The sequence below is a fragment of the Pseudomonas sp. P5_A2_2 genome, from assembly GCF_054177685.1.
The window spans coordinates 1-6,133 of sequence record NZ_JBGCUL010000225.1; the positions used below are offsets into that span (position 1 = coordinate 1).

Consider the following 6,133-nt stretch of genomic DNA (forward strand, 5'->3'; position numbering starts at 1 on the left):
ACCTTGAACCATGCAGCGTACAACGCCGGGACGAAGAAAATCGTCAGCAGCGTCGCCACGGTAAGGCCGCCCATGATCGCAATTGCCATCGGCCCCCAGAACACACTGCGCGTTAGCGGGATCATTGCAAGCACAGTGGCCAGCGCCGTCAGCATCACCGGACGGGCCCGGTGAATGGCGGCATCCAGCACGGCATTCCACGGGTCGCGCCCTTCGGCGATCTCGATCTGAACCTGATCGATCAGGATCACCGCGTTGCGCATGATCATGCCGCCCAGTGCGATGATGCCCAGGATCGCGACGAAGCCCAGTGGCGACTGGAACACCAATAGCGCCGGCACCACACCGATCAGGCCCAGCGGTGCGGTCAGCATCACCATCCACATGCGGGAGAAGTTCTGCAGTTGCAGCATGAGTAACAGCAGGATGGTGATCAGCATCAACGGGGCCACCGCGAGCAGCGCCTTGTTCGCCTTGTCACTTTCCTCCACCGCGCCGCCCACGTCGATGCGGTAACCAGTCGGCAGCTTGGCTTCGATATCCTTGAGCAACGGCTGGATTTCCTGCGTCACCGATACACCCTGCTCTCCATCCTTCACGTCGGCACGCACCGTGATCGCCATGTCGCGGTTGCGGCGCCACAGCACTGGCTCTTCCAGTTCAGAGCGCACCTGTGCGACCTGCGACAGTGGCACCACCGTGCCCTGGCGCGTGTAGAGGTTGATGTCTTTCAGTGTGTCGAGGTTCAAGCGTTCCTCTGGTACGGCACGGGCCACGATGTCGATCAGGTCCTCGCGCTCACGCAGCTGCGACAGGGTTGCGCCGTTCATCACGGTCTGGGTCGCCAGCGACACGTCGGTCGGTGTAAGGCCAAGCGCGCTCGCCTTGTCCTGATCGAGCTCTACTTTCAGCGTACGCACCGGGTCGTTCCAGTCGAGCTGCAGGTCGCGCACCTTTTGGTTGGACGCAACCACCTTCTCCACGTCGCGGGCGATCTTGCGCACCACTTGGGTATCGGGGCCTACGACGCGAAACTGCACCGGGTAGCCGACAGGTGGCCCCAACTCGAGCCGGGTCACGCGCACCCACGCCTGCGGGAATTGTTGGTCAGCCGAGGCCACCAGCCGCGCACGTACTCGCTCGCGTGCATCCAGATCCTTGGTCATCACGACGAACTGGGCAAAGCCTGGATTCGGCAGCTCGGGGTTGAGCGAGAGATAGAAGCGCGGTGCGCCGGCGCCGGTGTAGGCGGTATAGAAACGCACGTCCTCGTCCTTCGCCAGGATCTCCTCCATGTGCTTGACCTGCTCGGTCGTCGCGGCGAACGAGGAGCCTTCCTTGACGCGCAGGTCAATGACCAGTTCAGGACGCGAACTGTTGGGGAAGAATTGCTGTGGCACTAGCTTGATACACACCAGAGCAAGTATCAGGGCGCCAACCGTCGCACCGATGACCACCCAGCGGCGCTCGATGGCGGCGTCGATCAAGCGGCGCAGGCTGCGGTAGAACTTCGTATCGTGCAGATCACCGTGCTGGTGCTTGCCCAAGTCGTTGGGCAGCATCTTGACCGCCAGGTACGGCGTGAAGATGCCGGAGCAGATCCACGAGAACAGTACCGCGGCACCGACGATCCAGAAAATGCCACCCGCGTACTCGCCGGTGGTGGACTTCGAGAGGCCGATCGGCAGGAAGCCCACGACGGTGATGAGTGCACCGGTCAGGCGCGGCATGGCAGTGGACTGATAGGAGAAGGCGGCCGCCTTCACGCGATCCATGCCGGTCTCCATCTTCGCCACCATCATCTCGATGGCGATGATGGCGTCATCCACCAGCAGTCCCAGCGCGATAATCAGTGAGCCGAGCGAGATGCGCTCCAGGTTCCAGCCCATCGCCAACATCACCAGCGCCACGCCGCCCAGTACCAGCGGCACCGTGGCCGCAACCACGAGGCCTGCGCGCCAGCCCAGGCTGGCCAGGCTCACCGCAATCACGATGATCAGCGCCTCGATCAGCGCGTGTGCGAAGTCGTGGATAGCATCCTTCACCGTGGTGGGTTGGTCGGCCACGAGCTCCAGCTCCACGCCGTGCGCAAGTTCCGACTGGATCTTGGCGACGGCCGTGTCCATCGCCTTGCCAAGGTCCACGATGTTGCCGTCGCTGGTCATTGTGATGCCGAGCATCAGCACGGGTTGGCCGTTGTGGCGGACCGTGTAGGTCGGCGGATCTTCGAAGCCACGGGTAACGGTCGCGATGTCGCCAAGCTTGATCAGCCGGCCGCCCGCGGCGATGGGCACATTGCGGATGGCCTCTTCGCTGGCGAATTGGCCACTCACGCGCACCATGACGCGGTCGCCGCGGGTGTCGATCTGGCCTGCGGGCAACATCGCGTTCTGGCTCTTGAGGCTTTCGGCGATGGCCAGCGGTGTAATGCCCAGCGCTGCCAGGCGCTCGTGCGAGAACTCGACGTAGACACGCTTGGCCTGCTTGCCGATGAGATCGATCTTCTTGACCATCGGCACCTTCAGCATCTGGCGCTTGATGTCCTCGGCCGCGTCCGACAGGTCGGCATGGCCGACACCGTCGCCCTTGATGGCGTACATCAGGCCATACACGTCGCCGTACTCGTCGTTCAGGATCGGGCCGATCACGCCGTCAGGCATCTCCAGGCTCAGGTCGTTGAGTTTCTTGCGTGCCTGGTACCAGGCCTCGCGCTGGTCAGCCTTGGAGGTGCCGCCGCGCACGGTGAGCGTCATGCCCGCGTAGCCCTGCCGCGCGTAGGTGACCACCTTTTCGAAGTTGTCGATTTGCTCGAATTTCTTCTCCATACGATTGAGGACCTGGTCCTGCAATTGCTGGGCGGTGGCGCCCGGCCAGATGACCATGGCGGTCATGGAAGGCACCGAAAAGTTCGGATCTTCGAGCTGACCGAGCCTGGTGAAACTGAAGGCGCCGGCCGCCGCGACAATGAGGAGCATGAACAGAACGATGGCGCGATGGCGCAGCGCCCAGTCGGTGAGGTTGAAATTGTTCATCGGGTGGCCTGCTGCGTAGTGTTAGTGTCAGCGATCGCCGCACCGGGGAGCGCGACCTTCAGTCCGGATGTCATCTTCTGGACACCGGYGGTGACGATCGATGCGCCAGCCTGCGGCCCGGAGACGAGCACCTCGTCATTGCGGTAGCCCCACACCGCCACACGCTCCAGTTCGACGATGCCTACCGGATCCTTGCCCACAGGCGTGACTACTCAAAGTGCCGGCTGGCCGCCGCTTTGGGTCAGTGCCGTCGCCGGCACCGCCGCCACCGAGACGTTTGTCATCACGCTCTTGGCCATTACAGTGGCGGTGGCGCCCAGCGGCAGCGCCTGCATTGGCTTGAGCCGCGCGCGATAGGTGCGCGTCTGCGCCGCAGCCTGCGGCGACAGCTCGCGCAGCGTGACATCGAAGGTCTCGTTCGGCGCACTGGCCAGCGAAGCCTTGAACTGCGCGTCCTTGAAGACGGACAACTGATCCTCGGGCACGTCGATGAYGATCTCGGATTCATCCGGRTTCGCAACCGAGACCACCGGTTGGCCCTCCGCCACGACCTGGCCTGCCTCGAAGCGCACAGCCGTGACAACACCGCTACGGGAGGCGCGCAGCACGGTGTACTTGAGCCGGTTGCGCGCGAGCTCGAGTTTTCGCGCCTCGGCCTCGGCAGTCGCATGAGCGGTCTGGGCATTGGTATGCGCACGCTCGTCGTCGGCCGCACTGACCGAGCCGTCAGCCTTTAGCGCGGTAAGGCGTTGGTGGTCCGAATCGGCCTGACGAGTCTGCTCGACGGCAACTGCCCACTGCTGTTGCGACGCTTGCTCAGCGAGGCGGTAGTCGCTGTCGTCCAGCACAGCCAGTACGTCGCCTTCGCGCACAAACTGACCTACATCGACCTTGCGCTGGGCTACCTTGCCGCCCACGCGGAAGGCTTGATCGACTTCATGCCGTGACTGCACGGTGCCCACGTAGCGACTACTTTCGCGGGCATTGTCGTAGTTGATTTCAACGGTGCGTACCGGTCGTGGGGCCTGCACGGACGGCTGATCCGGGCTGCACGCACAAAGCATGGCGGCGACGGCCAAAACGCCGGCCGTAGTAAGGGAATTCTTCAAGACGGTTCCTCTTTGGAAAACGACAGATTCTCAGGAAAGTGGTGGCCGGTCGGCTTTGGCGGATGCGGTTGGGTTGGAGGGTTGTTCGAACACCTGCCAGCCCCCGCCCAGTGCCTTGTAGAGCTGCACGCTGTCGAGCAGCAGTCGGGTGTTGCTTTCGTTGGAGTTCAAGCGTGCCGCCAGGCGCGCCCGCTGCGAATCCAGCAGTGGCAACAGGTCGATCTGCCCGCGGTTATAGAGCGACTGGGCGCGGTTCTGCGCAGCCTCGGAAGATGCGGCGGCCAATTGCAGCGACCCGGACCGGCGGCGTTCCTGCGCAAGCGTGACGAGGGCGTTTTCCACATCCTCGAGCGCCCGTACGATGCCGTCTTCGGCGCGCAGCAGCGCCTCTTGTTGAGCGCTTTCGGCCGCTTCGTTGATCGCTTGCGTGCGCCCGGCGTTGAAGAGCGGCATCGCCAGCAGGCCCGCGACGTTGGTGAAGCGCGCAGCGCCGAGATCGGCACCGTTCAGGTTGAGACCCTGGCGGCCGAAGGAAGCGCCGAGAAAGAGCTGCGGGAACCACTCAGCTTTCGCTTGCTGGCGACGAGCATTGGCGGCGTCGAGTTGTGCCATCAGCGCCAGTACGTCAGGTCGGCGTTGCAGCAACTCGGCGGGCTGGCCGGGCTTGGCCTCGGGCACGTCGATCAAATCACCGCTTGAAGGCTGGATGTTTGTGGTGTTGAAAGACTGATCTGCGATCAGCACTGCAATACGGTGACGTGCCACCGCTACTTGGGTTTCCAGCGGCGGAATCTGCGCCCGCGCCGACAAGGCGTCGGTCTGCGCGCGTTCGACGTCGAAAGCGGATGCCAGCCCCACCTGTTGGCGTGCGGTGACCAGACGCAGCGTCTCGTCCTGCATCGCCGAGATTGCGCGAAGCGTCGCGACCTGGCGCTGCGCACCGACCAGGGTGAAGTAGTTGCTGACCACGTCGCTCATCACCAGCAGGCGCACGCCACGCATGCTGTGTTGCGCGGCCAGCGCATCGGCGTCAGCCGCCGCCGCGCCGGCGCGCAGACGGCCGCTCAGGTCGAGTTCCCACGAGACGTCCAGACCCACACTGGTGGTCCTGGTATCCGGATAGCCCTGTTTCGTGGCCGAGTTGTAACCGCTGCGGCGGTCACTGCCGGAGACGGATGCGCCGACACTCGGGAGCAGCCAGGACTGGCTGACCGTTTCTCCGGCACGCGCGGCACGCAGGCGCTCGGCGGCAATCTTGACGTCGCGGTTCTCACGCGCAGCCCGGTGCACCAGATCCGTCAGCAACGGGTCGTGGTAGACCTCCCACCACGCCGCCTCGGGTTCCATTTCGGAGGCCGTGCTCGCAGCGAAGTTGCTCGGCAGGTCGACCGAGGGCTTGACGACCGGTGTGGAGCAACCGGAAAGGGCGAGGGCGATCGAAGTGGCAAGGGCTGCCGCAACGGCGAGCCCGGCCGGGCGCTCGGCCCGTTTCAAGGTTGTCCGGGCGGTGAGGAGGGGCAGTGGAAAGGAAACTGGAAGTCGCGGCATCGCATTGGACTCGTGTGGATTCGAGATGGCATCAGCGTAAGGCCCGGTGTGCACGAAGTCGTCAGCGAAGCGTCGCCGTTCGGTCGCCATATCGAGCGCACATTCAGGTGGGAGACGTCACTCGCCGTCGGCATCTGCCGCATGCTCGCCGGCCGCCGACCTGAGGTCCGAGTCGATCGACTCCAGCAACTCTTCGGCGGACGAAAACTCGCGCTGACGTCCGGTGACCAGGTTCTCGAGGCGGCCCACCAGGGCCCCCGAAGCGGCATCGCTACGCAGCTTGATTACGTATGAGCGGCGGCTCGGGTACTTGGTTTCAGAGTTAAGGATCATCACAGTCCAGGGGGGCAAGAAAGTTCGACGACAGAGTAGGCGGCCCCCTGAAGCGAGTCGTAAGCGAAAGGTCAGACTTCGGTCGGGACAGCGCCGCTCCCTCAGAAATTG

Annotated in this window: 5 protein-coding genes; all 5 read right to left on the reverse strand. The window is 64.0% G+C overall.

Features of this window, described 5'->3' with window-relative positions; all coding sequences use genetic code 11:
• Positions 1-3,032, reverse strand: a 3,032-nt coding sequence (locus ACXRVY_RS14630; protein WP_458237645.1) for an efflux RND transporter permease subunit, incomplete at its 3' end; no start/stop codon positions are given.
• A complete protein-coding gene (locus ACXRVY_RS14635; protein ID WP_458237646.1) occupies positions 3,029-3,232 on the reverse strand; it encodes a hypothetical protein in 204 nt (67 codons plus the stop codon). The genes ACXRVY_RS14630 and ACXRVY_RS14635, both read right to left, overlap by 4 nt.
• Positions 3,233-3,244: 12 nt before the next feature.
• A complete protein-coding gene (locus ACXRVY_RS14640; protein WP_458237647.1) occupies positions 3,245-4,141 on the reverse strand; it encodes an efflux RND transporter periplasmic adaptor subunit in 897 nt (298 codons plus the stop codon).
• 30 nt (positions 4,142-4,171) lie between these two features.
• Positions 4,172-5,689, reverse strand: coding sequence for an efflux transporter outer membrane subunit (locus ACXRVY_RS14645; RefSeq protein WP_223458999.1), 1,518 nt, complete (start codon positions 5,687-5,689; stop codon positions 4,172-4,174).
• Positions 5,690-5,806: 117 nt separating this feature from the next.
• Positions 5,807-6,022, reverse strand: a complete 216-nt coding sequence (locus ACXRVY_RS14650) for a hypothetical protein (RefSeq protein WP_223458866.1) — start codon at positions 6,020-6,022, stop codon at positions 5,807-5,809.
• Positions 6,023-6,133 lie beyond the last annotated feature (111 nt).

Coding starts and splice junctions, on each gene's coding strand:
- ACXRVY_RS14645 (WP_223458999.1), bottom strand. CDS start 5,689: ATGCCGCGACTTCCAGTTTCCTTTCCACTGCCCCTCCTCACCGCCCGG.
- ACXRVY_RS14650 (WP_223458866.1), bottom strand. CDS start 6,022: ATGATCCTTAACTCTGAAACCAAGTACCCGAGCCGCCGCTCATACGTA.